The sequence below is a fragment of the Streptomyces cavernae genome (assembly GCF_004023625.1).
Taxonomy (GTDB): domain Bacteria; phylum Actinomycetota; class Actinomycetes; order Streptomycetales; family Streptomycetaceae; genus Streptomyces; species Streptomyces cavernae.
Map to the genome: position 1 here is coordinate 53,509 of NZ_RPDJ01000016.1, position 13,941 is coordinate 67,449.

The window sequence follows — 13,941 nt, forward strand, 5'->3', positions numbered from 1 at the left end:
GTCCGGGTGGACCAGGTGGTTCGGGCGGTCCCGGCCGTCCGGGTGGACCGGGCCGTCCGGGTGGACCGGGCGAGGGCGAGGGTGTCCGGCTGTCCGAGGAGCTTCGTGCGCTCGGGCGGTCGCTGGGGCCACCGGGTCCGACGGAGACGGAGGCGATGGTCGAGCGGGTGCTGGACCGGATACGCGCTGAGCGGGTGCCTGTCCCGGTGGCCGAGCCGCCGGGCGCCCGTTCTTGGGTCCGTTCGCTGCGTCGGTGGGCGCGGCGGTTCCGGCGTTCGCTGATCGCCGCTCTGTGCGGGCTGCTGACCGTGCTCGTGCTCACGCCTCCGGTGCGGGCGGCGGTCTCCGAGTGGTTCGGCTTCGGCGGGGTCGAGGTGCGTCAGGATCCCTCGGCCGTGCCCTCTCCGGGATCGACCGTGCCCGGCTGTGGGCCCGCGGTGGTGTCCCTGGTGGAGGCCGAGCGGCGGGCGGGGTTCAAGCCGCTGGTGCCCGAGGCCCTGGGAACCCCGGACGCGGTGACGGTGACCCGGGAGCCGAAGAACCGGTTTTTGATCAGCCTGTGCTGGCGGGAGCGGGGGCGGACGATACGGCTGGACGAGTTCCCTGCCCAGCTCAGCCCCGGTTTCACCAAGTTCGTGCCGGAACCGCCGGAGCCGGTCACGCTGCGTGGCGCGGACGGCGGCAGCGATGAGGCGTACTGGATCGCCCGGCCGCACAACCTCCGCCTCTGGCTGATGGACAGCGGCGGCGACTTCTTCGTCCGCGCGGAGCGACCGGCCGAGTCCACGCTGCTGTGGGTGCACGGGAGCGAGCTGACCCTGCGGCTCGAGGGAGTGACGTCCCGGGAGCGGGCGGTGGGCATTGCGGAGTCACCGCTCCGCTAGGTCCTGTCGTCCAATTCCCGTCGTCCGCCCGGAGGCGGGCCGCGCGGCGTCAGGTGCGCGCTCTGGGGGCCCCGGCCGGAGGCTGGCGGAGTGCCGGGCGGAAGTCCTCGTACTGGATGTACTTGGGTTTTCGCCCGGTGCGGCGAGTGGGGGTCCCCCTGCTCGGAGAGCTTGGGGGCGGGCATGGCGTCGCGCGGCAGACGGGAATTTGACGACAGGGCCTAGCACTGCCCGACGGGGCCGGAACGGGAAGCCGCCGGAAACCCTTGACGGTACAGCTCCGTCAGCCGCTCGGGGAGAGCTGCGGGAAGGTCGCGGGCGGGCCGCAGGAAAGCCTCCGCGGGGCCACGGGACAGCCGCGGGAAAGCCTCGGGAGGGCCGCGGAAAAGTCGTGGGAAATCGGTGGCTTCGGGTGGGAACCCCGGCGGGTCGGGCGGTGTACCAGGAATGACACACCGGGTGCGGACGGGCCGCACCCCGACCGGTTGGGGGGTCGTATGCACAGGCACAGGGTTCGTGAACTGGCGGCGGCAGGCGGGGCGTTGGCACTGGCTCTGGTGCTGCTGGGTGCGTCGTGGGCGTGGGCCGGCGGGCCGACGAGCGTGCTGCTGGTATCGCCGACCAGTTCGAAAACCGCGTCGCTCTACACCACCGAGGAGGACTACGACAGGCTGCGGGTTCTGCTCGACGAGAAGGCCGACGACCCCGGCAGCGAGCCGGCACCGCGGGACGGCGAGGACCTGGGCTACCAGATCAACGTCACCTGGCTGATCCACGACGTGTCACCCTGGCGGACGGACCAGGTGTTCCCGGACCCCCCGGGCGGGGACGGGATCTGGATACGCACGGTGATCAATCATTCGGGGAACGCGGACCGCGCCCCGGCGGGCATCTGGCACAAGGCACGGAACGCCGCCGAGCTGGGCTCGCTGCTGACGAAGCTCGATGTCATGGGTGAGGGCTCGTCGGTGTCGTCCCCGCCGCCCGTCTCTCCTTCGGCTTCCGCTGCTCCCCTGAAGGCCACGGCGAGCTCGGACGACGGCACCGACTGGTGGTGGGCCATACCCGGGCTGGTCGCCGGGGCGGCGTTGGCGCTCCTGCTGCGACCGCTGGCCGGTCGCCTGGCGGGTTATGCGAGGGAGCGGTAGTCGTGACGGTGAGCAGCGCGGTCGACACGGGTTGGGGCGTGACCGACGAGGTGGGACACGCCGCGCGGCGGCCCGGCTGTGGGCCGGAGCGGCCGCGCGGCGAGTGAGCCGACCGGTCAGCCGAGGTCGATCTCGGGGTACAGCGGGAAGCCGGCCACCAGGTCGCTGGCGCGGCGGGAGATCTCGTCGGCGATCTTCGGGTCCAGGATGTGCTGGGCCTTGGAGGGAGCGCCCTTGGCGGTGGTGCCGGGCTCGGCGGTGGTCAGAACCCGGTCGATCAGGGCGGCGATCTCGTCCATCTCGGCGGTGCCCAGGCCACGCGTGGTGAGGGCCGGGGTGCCGATGCGGATCCCGGAGGTGTACCAGGCCCCGTTGGGGTCGGCCGGGATGGCGTTGCGGTTGGTGACGATCCCCGATTCGAGCAGGGCGGACTCGGCCTGGCGGCCGGTGAGGCCGTAGGAGGTGGCGACGTCGATCAGGTTGAGGTGGTTGTCGGTGCCGCCGGTGACGAGGGTGGCGCCCCGGCGCTTCAGACCCTCCGCGAGGGCACGGGAGTTGTCGACGACGGCCTGGGCGTAGTCACGGAACTCGGGGCGGCGGGCCTCGGCCAGGGCCACGGCCTTGGCGGCCATGACGTGCGGGAGGGGCCCGCCGAGGACCATGGGGCAGCCGCGGTCGACCTGGTCGGCGAGGGACTCGTCGCACAGGACCATGCCGCCCCGGGGTCCGCGCAGCGACTTGTGCGTGGTGGTGGTGACGATCTGGGCGTGCGGTACGGGGTCGAAGTCCCCGGTGAGCACCTTGCCGGCGACGAGACCCGCGAAGTGGGCCATGTCGACCATGAGCGTGGCGCCGACCTCGTCGGCGATCTCGCGCATGATCCGGAAGTTCACCAGACGGGGGTAGGCGGAGTAGCCGGCGACGATGATCAGCGGCTGGAACTCGCGGGCGCTGGCGCGCAGGGCCTCGTAGTCGAGGAGGCCGGTGGCGGGGTCGGTGCCGTAGGAACGCTGGTCGAACATCTTGCCGGAGATGTTCGGGCGGAAGCCGTGGGTGAGGTGGCCGCCGGCGTCCAGGGACATGCCGAGCATGCGCTGGTTGCCGAAGGCCTGGCGGAGTTCGGCCCAGTCGGCCTCGGAGAGGTCGTTGACGTTGCGGACACCGGCCCGCTCCAGGGCGGGGGCCTCGACGCGCTGGGCGAGGACGGCCCAGAAGGCGACGAGGTTGGCGTCGATGCCGGAGTGGGGCTGGGCGTAGGCGTGGGCGGCGCCGAAGAGTTCGCGGGCGTGTTCGGCGGCGACGGACTCGACGGTGTCGACGTTGCGGCAGCCGGCGTAGAAGCGGCGGCCGACGGTGCCCTCCGCGTACTTGTCGCTGAGCCAGTTGCCCATGGTCAGCAGGGTGGCCGGGGAGGCGTAGTTCTCGGAGGCGATCAGCTTGAGCATCTCGCGCTGGTCGGCGACTTCCTGGCCGATCGCGTCGGCGATCCGGGGCTCCACGCCGCGGATCACTTCGAGAGCACTGCGGAAGGCGGTGGACACGGTGGAAGGATGCTCTGGCAGGTCGGGCATGACGGCCTCCGTCGACGTGGCGTTCGCTCGCGGTTCGGCCCAGGCGCACGGCACACAGTTCGCGGGCCGCTCCCCGATGGTCGGTCCCATCCCAGCGCGCCAGTCACGGCCCGCGGGCCAGCCTACCCGGCGTCCCGGACCGCGGGTTTCCCCGGTCCACCATGCGGGCGACTCTGCACTGCGCCGGCGGGCGAGGTGGGGGCCGAGGCGGTTGGCGCGCGCACTCGAGCGGGTGGCACAACGACCATGGGCGGCCCAAGTACAGGCCGCCAGTACAGGGCCGCAGCGGTTACGGCAGCACTCCGAGCAAGGCCTCCAGTGCCCCCGTCCAGGCGTGTTCCGGTGGTGTTCCGTAGCCGACGACCAGGGCGTCGCGCGGTTCGGTGAGGAGGGCGTCGGGGTGACGGTAGTGGTCCAGTCCGTGTACCGCGAGCCCCTGCCAGGCGGCGGAGCGCACCACCGGCCGCTCCGTGCCGGGCGGCAGCCGCAGCACCGCGTGCAGCCCGGCCGCGATCCCGGTGGCGCGGACCTCGGGGGCGTGCTCGGCCAGGGCCGCGACCAGGGCGTCGCGGCGGCGCCGGTAGCGGAGGCGGGTGGCGCGGATGTGCCGGTCGTAGGCGCCGGAGGTGATGAACTCGGCGAGCGTCAGCTGGTTCAGTGCGCTGCAGGACCAGTCGGTGCCGCCCTTCACGGCGAGGACCTCGTCGAGGAGGGCGGGCGGGACCACCATCCAGCCGAGACGCAGCCCGGGGGCGAGCGACTTGCTGGCGGTGCCGAAGTAGACGACCCGGTCCGGGTCCAGACCCTGCAGGGCGCCGACCGGCTGGCGGTCGTAGCGGAACTCGCCGTCGTAGTCGTCCTCCAGGACCACCCCACCGGTCCGCCGCGCCCAGTCGACGACGGCCGCCCGCCGTTCGGGGCGCAGGGGCACGCCCGTGGGGAACTGGTGCGCGGGGGTGAGCAGCACGGCGGGGGCCGCCAGGTCCTCCACCCCGGGTCCCGAGTTCGTCGAGGCCCAGCGGAGTCGTCCGCAGACCCGTCCTGACCAGCAGGCCCCAGTGGGCGTCCAGGCCGTAGGACTCCACCGCGATCTCATGGACTCCGCGTTGCCGCAGTGCCCGGCTGAGGAGCATCAGGCCGTGGGCGAATCCGGCGGAGATCACGATCCGCTCCGGATCGGGGCGGACTCCGCGGGCGCGGGACAGGTAGTCCGTGAGGGCCGCGCGCAGTTCTGGTCGGCCACGGGGATCGCCGTAGCCGAGTGCCTCGTTGGGGGCCGCGGTCAGGGCCCGGCGGGCGGCCTTCAGCCACTCCGTGCGGGGGGAGGAGCCGAGGTCCGGCGCCCCGGGGACCAGATCGTAGGCGGGTCGGCCGGGAGTACGGGCCGGGGTGGTCGGGCCGGTCGCCGGGGACACGACGGTCCGTTCGGCCACCCGGGTGCCCGAGCCCTGGCGCGCGGTGAGCCAGCCCTCGGCGACAAGGTCGGTGTATGCGTCGGCGACGGTGTTGCGCGCCATGCCCAGGTCGGCGGCCAGGGAACGGGAGGAGGGCAGCCGGGTGCCGGGGGCCAGCCGACCGGTGCGGACCGCCTCCCGGAGCGCGCCGGTCAGTCCGCGGCGCAGACCGGTGCCGGTCGGTTCCAGGTGCAGGTCGACGCCCAAAGTGGCCCAGCGTTTCGCCATGGAAATGGACCATACCCCTGGGCCGAACCGCACGTACGGTGGTCCGCATGACGACGGATCACGCCCCCGAACCCACACCCCGGGTGAGTCACCGGATCCCGATCCCGCGGGAAGTGCGGGGTGGGTGAACGCGGAGTGGTGAACAAGGTCGAGGTGTTCCGCGCCCTCCACCACGGCAGGACTCCGGACGACCCCCTCGTGCTGCCCGGCCCCTGGGACGCGGCCGCCGCGCGCGTCCTCGCCGAGACCGGCTTCCCCGCGCTCGCGACACCCAGCGCCGGGATCGCGGACTCGCTCGGCTACACGGACGGGGGCGTGCCCGCCGAGGAGATGTTCGCGGCCGTCGCGCGGATCGCCCGGGCCGTCGACGTGCCGGTCTCGGCGGACCTCGAGGACGGCTACGGGCTCGCGCCGAAGGAACTGGTGGATCGGTTGCTGGAGACGGGCGCCGTGGGCTGCAACCTGGAGGACTCGCACCGGGGTGTCCTCAAGGATCCGCGGCAGCACGCCGACTGGCTCGCGGAGGTACGGGCCGCCGCGGGCGACCGGCTGTTCCTCAACGCCCGGATCGACACTTTCGCACGAGGCGTCGCCGATCCCGAACGAGCCCTGGAACGGGCCGCGTTGTACGTCGCCGCCGGCGCCGACTGCGTGTACCCGATCCACGCCCCGGCCGGCAGGCTGCCGCTGCTGCGGGCCGGGATCCGGGGGCCGATCAACGTCATGGGACGACTGGACGGGGAAGGCCCCTCGCCCACCGAACTCGGTGAACTCGGGGCCAGCCGGGTCACGTTCGGGCCGGGGCTCCAGCGACGCGCGGTGGCCGTGCTGCGCGATATCGCGGCGGGGCTGCGTTGAGACGCCGTGCCTGGGCCGCCCCTGCGCCGCGCCGGACCGGCCCAACTGGGGCCCTGCGCCCTGCCGGACGGCCCAACGCGGGGCCCTGCGCCATACCGGACCGCCCTGCGCGGCACCGGGCCGGCCCTGCGCGTACCGGACCGGACCGGTGCGCCACCGGACCGCCCCTGCGCCGGTCCGTCAGGACAGCCACTTCCTCCACACGGACTCGTGACCGTCCACCCACTTCTTCGCCGCCTCCTCCGGTGTCATCTTCTGGTCGGCGATCAGCAGCGAGACCTGGTTCTGGTCCTCCGTGGTCCACTCGAAGTTCTTCAGGAAGGCCGCCGCCCGGCCGCCGGAGCGGGCGAACTTCGCGTTGAGGTACTTCTGGAGGGGCGTGTGCGGGTAGGCGCACGCGACCTTCTCGGGGTCGGCGTCGCAGCCCTCCTTGTACGGCGGCAGCTTCACCTCCGTCATGGGAACCTTCCGGAAGAGCCACTGCGGGGCGTACCAGTACGTGAGGAAGGGCTTCCGCTCCTTCGCGAACTGCCTGATCTGGGTGATCTGCGCCGCCTCGGAACCGGCGAAGACGACCTGGTAGTCGAGGTCCAGATTCTGCACCAGCGCCTTGTCGTTGGTGACGTAGGACGGGGAGCCGTCCAGCAGCTGGCCCTTGCCGCCGCTCTCCGGGGTGCGGAGCTGGTCGGCGTACTTGTTCAGGTTCTTCCAGTTCGTGACGTCCGGGTGTGCCTTGGCGAAGTACGTGGGCACGAACCAGCCGATGTGGCCGGTGACCCCGAGGCCGCCGCCGCGGGCGATGGTCTTCTTGTCGGCGACGTAGCGCTGTTCCTGCTCCGGGTGGCCCCAGTCCTCCAGGATCGCGTCGACACGGCCCTGGCTGAGCGCGTCCCACGCCGGCACCTCGTCGACCTGGACGGTGTCGACGCGGTAGCCCAGTTCGTGTTCGAGGAGGTACTGCGCCACCGCCACATTTGCCTGAGCGCCCACCCAGGACTGCACGGACAGCGTCACGGTCCTGGCGCCCTGGGCGTTCGCGAAGGGCGAGGTCTGCTTGGTCATGTCGGCGGCGCCGCAGCCGGTGAGCACCAGCAGGGAGCAGCCGGCCGCCATCACGGCCTTCGTACGCGTACGCATGTCACGCTCCCTCTTTCGCGCGCCGCTGAGTCGGCTGGGTCACCCGGTCGAGCATCAGACCGAGGCAGACGATGGCCGCTCCGGCGACCAGACCGGTCGCCAGGTCGCCCTGGGCGAGCCCGAAGACGACGTCGTAGCCGAGGGCGCCACCGCCGACCAGGCCGCCGATGATGACGACGGCGAGGACCAGCACCACGCCCTGGTTGACGGCGAGCAGCAGGGCCGGCCGGGCCAGCGGCAGCTGGACCTGGCGCAGTTGCTGTCCGCTGCCGGCGCCGAGCGAGCGCGCGGACTCGAGTGCGGCCGGGTCGACCGAGCGCAGCCCCTGGGTCGTGATGCGGACGACGGCGGGCAGCGCGTAGACGACGGCCGCGGCGACGGCGGGTGCGCGGCCAACACCGAACAGGGCCACCACCGGGATCAGGTACACGAACTGCGGCATCGTCTGGAAGACGTCCAGGACGGGGCGCAGCAGCCGTTCGACGCGTGCGCTGCGGGCCGCCGCGACGCCCGTCGCGAACCCGAGCACCAGCGTCACGGCGACCGCGGCGAGGACCTGGGACAGCGTGTCCAGCGACGGGTTCCACAGCCCGAGCACACCGATCGCGGCCATCGCGAGGACCGCGGTCAGGGCGGTGCGCCAGGTGCCGATGAGCCAGGCCAGCGCCGCGACGATCAGCAGGACCGACCACCAGGGCAGCCACTGCAGTCCGTCGCGCAGCGGATCGAGGACCCAGGTGGTGAAGTGGCCCGCCCAGTCGGCGGTGCCGCCGATGTAGGGCACGCCGGAGTAGAGGTGCGCGGTCATCCAGTCGACGGCGCGGTTCACCGGCTCGGCGATGTTCACGGCCCAGGGCTCGGGCCATTCCAGTCGGCCGGTGAAGCGGCCCGCGAGGGCGACCGCCACGGCCGCCAGGAGGGCGAGCGCCCACCGCGTCGCACCGCCGCGCGAGTCGTCGAGCGCGGCCGCCGCTCCCGTCACCCGGTCCAGCACGACCGCCAGCAGCACGATCGGGATGCCCGCGGCGAGCGCGGCGCCGACGTCCACGGAGGCCAGTGCCTGGTAGACCCGGTCACCGAGGCCGCCCGCCCCGATCACCGACGCGATGACCGCCATGGACAGGGCCATCATGATGGTCTGGTTGACGCCGAGGAGGAGTTCCTTGCGGGCCAGTGGGATGCGCGCGGTCAGCAGTCGCTGGGGGCCGGTCGCACCCAGGGACGCCACCGCCTCCATCACGCCCCGGTCCGCGTCGCGCAGTCCCAGCGCGGTGAGCCGGGCCATGGGCGGGGCCGCGTAGACGACGGTGGCGAGGACTGCCGCCGGGACGCCGATGCCGAAGACGAGCACGACCGGCAGGAGGTAGGCGAAGGCCGGCAGCACCTGCATGGTGTCCAGGACGGGACGCAGCGCCCGGTGCGTGCGGTCCGAGAGCCCCGCCGCGAGACCGAGCACCGCCCCCACGACCACGGAGGCCGCGACGGCGATCACCATCAGCGCGAGGGTCTGCATGGTGGGGATCCACATGCCGAGCAGTCCGCAGGCGAGGAACGCGACCGCCGTGCCCAGCGCCAGGCGCACGCCGGCGACCCGCCAGGCGACGGCCGCCGACACGGCCGTGACGCCGGCCCAGCCCGCGGCGAGCAGGACGAGGTAGACGGCGCGCACGGAGAGGACGACCGCGTTGCTGATGTGGCCGAAGAAGTAGAGGAACAGCGGGTGGCCGTCCCGGTTGTCGATGATCCAGTCGCTGGCCCGGCCCAGGGGTTCGGAGAGGTCCACGGTGAGGGCGTCCGGCCAGGTGCCGCTCGCCCAGCGGGCGTTGGCCAGCGGCACGAGGACGGCCGCCGCCACGGCCAGGAGGGCGAGCTTCGCCGTGGCCCGGTGCTTGAGGAAGCCGGGTATGCCGGTGCGCGGGAGGGCAGCACTGACGGTGGCCATCAGCCGACCCCCTCACCGGGCTCGGCACCGGTGTCCTGGTCCGGCGCCGCGGGTGCCGGTGCCGCGGGCCGGGGAGCGGCGGACGCCGCGGGGCCCGGGGCCGCACGGTCCGCTGCCGCTGGGCCCAACGCAGCGGGGTCCGCAGTCGCCGGGCCCAGGGCCGCACGGTCCTGCACCGCCGTGCCCAGCGCCGCGCGGGCCCGTGCCGCCGCGTGGGCCACGCGTGCCTCCGCCGCCGCCTCAGCGTCGGTCCCGCTGTGAGCGGACGCGGCGGCCGTCCCCGCCACCACTCCCAGCAGGGTCTCCGGGTCCACGATCCCGAGGCAGCGTCCGTTGTCCACGACCCGGGCCGGCATGCCCGCCCGGGCCACCGCTTCGATGGCCTCGGAGACCGTGGCGTCCGGGGACACCGCCGGTCCGCCGCCCGCCTCCTCCGCGGCGGCGGCCCGCATCGCGGTGCGGACCGTCATGACCTGCTCGCGCGGCACCTCTCGTACGAACTCGCGTACGTAGTCGTCCGCGGGCGAGCCGACGATCTCCTCGGGGGTGCCCAGCTGCACGATCTCGCCGTCGCGCATCAGGGCGATGCGGTCGCCGAGTTTGAGGGCCTCGTTCAGGTCGTGGGTGATGAACACCATCGTGCGGCCCTCCTCGCGGTGCAGCCGGACGACCTCGTCCTGCATGTCGCGCCGGATCAGCGGGTCGAGGGCGCTGAACGGCTCGTCGAAGAGCAGGACCTCGGGGTCGACGGCCAGTGCCCGGGCCAGTCCCACACGTTGCTGCTGGCCGCCGGAGAGCTGGGCTGGGCGGCGTTGTTCCATGCCCTCCAGACCCACCTTCTCGACGACCTCCTGAGCCTTGGCGCGCCGCTCGCTCCTGCCGACGCCCTGGATCTCCAGGCCGTAGGCCACGTTGTCGAGGACGGAGCGGTGCGGCAGCAGGCCGAAGTGCTGGAAGACCATGGCGGCTCGGTGACGGCGCAGTTCGCGCAGCCGGGTCTTGTTCATGGCGAGCACGTCCTCGCCGTCGATGGCGAGCGTGCCGCAGGTCGGCTCGATCAGCCGGGTCAGACAGCGCACCAGCGTGGACTTGCCGGAGCCGGACAGGCCCATGACGACGAAGACCTCGCCCTTGCGCACGTCGAAGCTGACATCGCGGACGGCGGCGGTGCAGCCGGTGCGGGAACGCAGTTCGGCGGGGGCGAGCTCGGTCAGCTCCGGGTCGGCGGGGACCCGGTCGGCCTTCGGTCCGAAGACCTTCCACAGCCCGTCCACCGAGAACACGGGGGCGTCCGCCGTAGCGGTCGGGGCGTTGGTCGTGGTCATCACGCGGCACCCTCCACCAGGTCGGCGCACTTCTCACCGACCATGAGGACCCCGATCATCGGGTTCACGGCGGTCATGGTCGGGAAGACGGATGCGTCGGCGACACGGATTCCGTCCAGGCCTCGGATGCGCAACTCCGGGTCGACGACTGCGAGTTCGTCGGAGCCGTCGCCCATGCGGCAGGTGCCCGCCGGGTGGTACACGGTGTGCGCGACCTTGCGGGCGTACTCGCTGAGTTCCTCGTCGCTCCTGATGCCCGGCCCCGGACACACCTCCCGTTTCAGCCAGTTGGCCAGCGGCTCGGTCCTGGCGATCTCACGCGCGATGCGGATGCCGTCGACGAGGGTGCGGGCGTCGTAGTCGTCCTCGTCGGTGAAATAGCGGAAGTCGAGGGCGGGTTTGACGGACGGGTCCGGGCTGGTCAGGTAGAGCCTGCCGCGGCTCCTGGGCTTGGGGATGTTCGGGGTCATGGAGACCCCGTGCGCGGGGCGTCGATAGCCCAGGCGTTCGGGATTGTCCGTGAAGGGGACCTGGTAGAAGTGGAACATCAGGTCGGGTCCCGGCTGTTCGGGATCGCGTCGTACGAAAAGGCCGGCGTCGGAGTCCATCGCGGAGTTCTCGGGGATTGGACCGTCGGTCTCCCAGACGATCACCGACTCGGGGTGGTCGAGCAGGTTCTCGCCGACGCCCGGCAGATCGTGGACGACGGGGATGCCGAACTTCTCCAGGTCCGCGCGCGGCCCGATGCCGGAGTGCAGCAGCAGCCGCGGGGAGTCCACCGCGCCCGCGCACAGCAGGACCTCGTGGCGGGCCCGTACGAGGGTCTCCTCGCCGTCCTTGGTGCGGACGTGCACGCCCCGCGCCCGGGTGCCGTCCACGTCCAGCCGGAACGCCCAGGTCTCCAGCCACAGATGGAGGTTGGGCCGGTCCAGGAACGGGTGGAGGTAGGCCACCGACGCCGACGACCGCTTGTTGTCCTCCGGGTGGTACGCGAGGTCGAAGAAGCCGACGCCCTCGGTGAACGGCTTGGCGTTGAAGCCCTCCACGCGCGGCACGCCGAGCGCGGTCTGGGCGGCGTCCACGAAGTCGCGGGCGACGGCGTTGCGGTCCTTCTCGTCGACCGGGACGATGTTGTTGCGCAGCCGGGCGTAGTACGCCTCCATCGGAACGGCGCCCCAGCCCTTGGCGCCGGCAGCCTCCCACTCGTCCCAGTCGGACGGCAGCGGCTTGAACGCGATGAGCGTGTTGTGCGAGGAGCAGCCGCCGAGAACACGGGCGCGGCTGTGCCGGATGTGCGAGTTGCCGCGCGGCTGGGCGGTGGTCGGGTAGTCATAGTCGAGTTCGCCGCCGAGCAGGCCCATCCAGCGGCGCAGGGTCAGGACGTCCTCCCGGTCGACGTCGCTCGGGCCGCCCTCGATGACGGCGACCGTGACCTCCGGGTTCTCGGTCAGCCGGGAGGCGATGACGGAGCCCGCCGTGCCGCCGCCGATGACGACGTAGTCGTACATTTTCTGATGCTCGGACCTGTCGGACATGTGGGGGTGCTCCTCTTGGTCATGCAAGGTGCTGCGCGTCATGACGGGTCGCGCGGGGGGGGACGCGTCGTCGAGCCCGTCCGCGGGGACCGGTCGTACGGTGACCTGTCGTGCGGACGCGATCCCGTCCGGGGAATGGGTTGTGCTGCCGCGGGCACGTCCGGGGACCGGTCGTGCGGCCGCGTGACTCAGCCCGCGAACCAGCGCACGGGCTTGGGCCGGAGGTTGTGGTACACGTGCTTGGCCTCGCGGTACTCGGCGAGCCCGGCCGGGCCCAGTTCGCGGCCGACTCCGCTCTTTCCGAAGCCGCCCCACTCCGCCTGGGGCAGGTAGGGGTGGAAGTCGTTGATCCATACGGTGCCGTGGCGCAGCCGTCCGGCGACCCGGCGGGCGCGGCCCGCGTCGGCGGTCCAGACGGCGCCGGCGAGCCCGTACTCGGTGTCGTTGGCGAGGGCGACGGCCTCATCCTCGGTGCGGAAGGTCTCGACGGTGAGGACGGGCCCGAAGACCTCCTCACGGACGACCTTCATACCGCGGTGGCACCGGTCGAGGACGGTCGGCTCGTAGAAGTAGCCGGTGGCGGGCCGCGCGGACGACGGTTCGGGGCGTCGGCCGCCGGCGCGCAGGACCGCGCCCTCGACGAGCGCGGACGCGACGTACGCCTCGGTCTTCTCCCGCTGCTGCTCGGACACCAGCGGCCCGCACTCGACGCCCTGCTCGGTGCCGCGGCCGAGCCGGATCCGCTCGGCGCGGCGGGCGAGTTCGGCGACGAACCTGTCCCGCACGGACTCCTCGATGATGAGGCGTCCGCCCGCGGAACAGACCTGGCCGCTGTGGATGAACGCGGCGTTGAGGGCCTGGTCGACGGCGGTGTCGAAGCCCTCGTCGGTGGCGCAGGCGTCCGCGAAGACGACGTTGGGGTTCTTGCCGCCGAGTTCCAGGGCGACCTTCTTGACGCCTTCGGCGGCGGCCCGGGCGACCTTGGTGCCGGAGACCAGACCGCCGGTGAAGGAGACCAGGTCGACGCCGGGGTGCTCGGCGAGCCGGGCGCCCACCGACTGCCCCGGGCCGGTCACGATGTTGGCGACCCCGGCGGGCAGTCCGGCCTCCACGAGCAGTTCGATCAGGGCTACGGTGGTCAGCGGGGTGATCTCGCTGGGCTTGATCACGAAGGAGTTCCCGGCTGCGAGTGCGGGTGCCACCTTCCAACTCGCCTGCAGCAGCGGGTAGTTCCAGGGGGTGATCAGCGCGCAGACGCCGACCGGTTCATGCACGACCACGCTGTGGACGTCCGGTGAGCCGGCGTCCACGACTCGGCCCGCGCCCTCCGCCGCCACGAGGTCGGCGAAGTAGCGGAAGGCGTCGGCCACACAGTCGATGTCGACGCGGCCCTCCTCGACGGTCTTGCCCGCGTCCCGGCTCTCCAGCAGCCCCAGCTCTTCGCGGTCGCGTACGAGGAAATCGGCGACGCGGCGCAGTAGGGCGGCACGCTCGGCGGCCGGTGTCCGGGGCCATGCGCCCTCGTCGAAGGCCCGGCGGGCGGCCTCGACCGCGGTGTCCGCGTCCTTCTCGTCACCCTCCGCCACCACGGCGAAGGACCGGCCGTCCGCAGGGTCGAGGATCTCGCGCGTGGCCCCGGAGGCGGCACTTCGCCACGCTCCGTCCACATGGATCGTCTGCTGCGCTTCTCGTCCCGACATGCGCCGTCGCCTTTCCTTCCCGTTCACATCCGCAGATCACACGGATGTGACCCACGTAGGCGGCGTGCGCCTGCCCGGGCGACGGCGAAGCATGCGCGAACGGTGACCGAAAGTGTGCCGCATCACTTGACGGCCTCGCACGGCGATCGGCCTCGACGG

At 72.5% G+C, this 13,941-nt stretch carries 9 protein-coding genes, 1 pseudogene and 1 riboswitch; of the genes and pseudogenes, 3 read left to right on the top strand and 7 right to left on the bottom strand.

The annotated features are described in order from the left end of the window. Window positions 1–155 precede the first annotated feature (155 nt). Entirely contained in the window at window positions 156–884 is a 729-nt protein-coding gene (locus EF387_RS26420) for a hypothetical protein (protein WP_338058132.1), read from the top strand. A gap of 497 nt (window positions 885–1,381) precedes the next feature. Then, window positions 1,382–2,032, top strand: coding sequence for a hypothetical protein (locus EF387_RS26425; protein WP_128379101.1), 651 nt, complete (start codon window positions 1,382–1,384; stop codon window positions 2,030–2,032). A 116-nt stretch (window positions 2,033–2,148) separates the two neighbouring features. Here EF387_RS26425 and EF387_RS26430 read toward each other — a convergent pair whose 3' ends face one another. Both EF387_RS26430 and pdxR read right to left on the bottom strand, forming a co-directional pair. Next, window positions 2,149–3,603 (bottom strand): glycine hydroxymethyltransferase, encoded by a 1,455-nt coding sequence (locus EF387_RS26430; RefSeq protein ID WP_128379102.1) that lies wholly within the window; start codon window positions 3,601–3,603, stop codon window positions 2,149–2,151. Between the two features lie 30 nt (window positions 3,604–3,633). After that, a riboswitch (ZMP/ZTP riboswitch) is annotated at window positions 3,634–3,720 on the bottom strand. Between the two features lie 172 nt (window positions 3,721–3,892). Further along, window positions 3,893–5,285 (bottom strand): annotated as a pseudogene (pdxR, locus tag EF387_RS26435) (MocR-like pyridoxine biosynthesis transcription factor PdxR). 138 nt (window positions 5,286–5,423) lie between these two features. Between pdxR and EF387_RS26440 the strand changes: the two are divergent. After that, window positions 5,424–6,143: an isocitrate lyase/PEP mutase family protein gene (locus tag EF387_RS26440; RefSeq protein ID WP_128379272.1), complete on the top strand. Its 720-nt coding sequence runs from the start codon at window positions 5,424–5,426 to the stop codon at window positions 6,141–6,143. A gap of 180 nt (window positions 6,144–6,323) precedes the next feature. On the opposite strand, the gene EF387_RS26445 is transcribed toward EF387_RS26440, so the two are convergent. The 5 genes from EF387_RS26445 to EF387_RS26465 form a co-directional block, all read right to left on the bottom strand. Continuing rightward, window positions 6,324–7,280 carry an ABC transporter substrate-binding protein gene (locus EF387_RS26445; protein ID WP_128379103.1) on the bottom strand — a complete coding sequence of 319 codons (957 nt, stop codon included), beginning with the start codon at window positions 7,278–7,280 and terminating at the stop codon, window positions 6,324–6,326. 1 nt (window position 7,281) lies between these two features. Further along, entirely contained in the window at window positions 7,282–9,222 is a 1,941-nt protein-coding gene (locus tag EF387_RS26450) for an ABC transporter permease (RefSeq protein ID WP_128379104.1), read from the bottom strand. Continuing rightward, on the bottom strand, window positions 9,222–10,547 hold the full coding sequence (locus tag EF387_RS26455; RefSeq protein ID WP_128379105.1) for a quaternary amine ABC transporter ATP-binding protein: 1,326 nt from the start codon (window positions 10,545–10,547) through the stop codon (window positions 9,222–9,224). The genes EF387_RS26450 and EF387_RS26455 overlap by 1 nt, the downstream gene beginning before the upstream one ends. Next, window positions 10,547–12,082 carry a GMC family oxidoreductase gene (locus EF387_RS26460; protein WP_128379106.1) on the bottom strand — a complete coding sequence of 512 codons (1,536 nt, stop codon included), beginning with the start codon at window positions 12,080–12,082 and terminating at the stop codon, window positions 10,547–10,549. Before EF387_RS26460 ends, EF387_RS26455 begins: the two co-directional genes overlap by 1 nt. A gap of 188 nt (window positions 12,083–12,270) precedes the next feature. Further along, window positions 12,271–13,782 (bottom strand): aldehyde dehydrogenase family protein, encoded by a 1,512-nt coding sequence (locus tag EF387_RS26465; protein ID WP_128379107.1) that lies wholly within the window; start codon window positions 13,780–13,782, stop codon window positions 12,271–12,273. Window positions 13,783–13,941: the final 159 nt, after the last annotated feature.

What these genes read in the sequence shown, in the direction of transcription:
- EF387_RS26455 (WP_128379105.1), bottom strand. Translation starts at nt 10,547, where the DNA reads ATGACCACGACCAACGCCCCGACCGCTACGGCGGACGCCCCCGTGTTC.
- EF387_RS26450 (WP_128379104.1), bottom strand. Translation starts at nt 9,222, where the DNA reads ATGGCCACCGTCAGTGCTGCCCTCCCGCGCACCGGCATACCCGGCTTC.
- EF387_RS26420 (WP_338058132.1), top strand. Translation starts at nt 156, where the DNA reads ATGGTCGAGCGGGTGCTGGACCGGATACGCGCTGAGCGGGTGCCTGTC.
- EF387_RS26425 (WP_128379101.1), top strand. Translation starts at nt 1,382, where the DNA reads ATGCACAGGCACAGGGTTCGTGAACTGGCGGCGGCAGGCGGGGCGTTG.
- EF387_RS26460 (WP_128379106.1), bottom strand. Translation starts at nt 12,082, where the DNA reads ATGTCCGACAGGTCCGAGCATCAGAAAATGTACGACTACGTCGTCATC.
- EF387_RS26445 (WP_128379103.1), bottom strand. Translation starts at nt 7,280, where the DNA reads ATGCGTACGCGTACGAAGGCCGTGATGGCGGCCGGCTGCTCCCTGCTG.
- EF387_RS26465 (WP_128379107.1), bottom strand. Translation starts at nt 13,782, where the DNA reads ATGTCGGGACGAGAAGCGCAGCAGACGATCCATGTGGACGGAGCGTGG.
- EF387_RS26430 (WP_128379102.1), bottom strand. Translation starts at nt 3,603, where the DNA reads ATGCCCGACCTGCCAGAGCATCCTTCCACCGTGTCCACCGCCTTCCGC.